This window comes from Vibrio sp. 10N.222.49.A3, from assembly GCF_041475145.1.
GTDB classification, from domain to species: domain Bacteria; phylum Pseudomonadota; class Gammaproteobacteria; order Enterobacterales; family Vibrionaceae; genus Vibrio; species Vibrio tasmaniensis_A.
Genome location: NZ_JBFRVM010000336.1, coordinates 1 through 389, shown reverse-complemented (window position 1 = coordinate 389; position 389 = coordinate 1). Strand labels below are relative to the sequence as shown.

At 40.1% G+C, this 389-nt stretch carries 1 protein-coding gene; it reads right to left on the bottom strand.

Annotation, left to right across the window (positions count from 1 at the left end):
* Positions 1 to 338, bottom strand: a 338-nt coding sequence (locus AB4589_RS25475; RefSeq protein ID WP_372069740.1) for a DUF6538 domain-containing protein, incomplete at its 3' end; no start/stop codon positions are given.
* Between the last annotated feature and the right edge of the window lie 51 nt (positions 339 to 389).

The following is a 389-nucleotide window of genomic DNA, read 5'->3' as shown; positions in this document are numbered from 1 at the left end:
TCTTCAGAGCGATTTATAGGGGAAAAATCAGCATGTCCATTTGAAGCAAGAAGCGCACAATGATACCCATTTTTCATACTTTGTGAATTTTGACGTAACTGATTAATACTATGAGCAAGCTCAGCTTTGAACTCAGAAAAAATTAATGCCGTGACTTTGGCTCTGTCGAAAAGAGCATGGAGTAATTGAACCTGTTCGATATTTCTCAGGTAAGCGACTTTACGTTCACGAGTTAGGAGAGAGAATTTAAACTCTTTAGGAGAGCCACTGCTCTGCAGTGAAATTGGGGTGGCGATACGTGTGTAGTATACGCTATTTGGAAGTCTCAATAAGTACATCTGCGCAAGATGATTTTCGAGATTTTAGATAAGAATGATCCGCACCAGCAG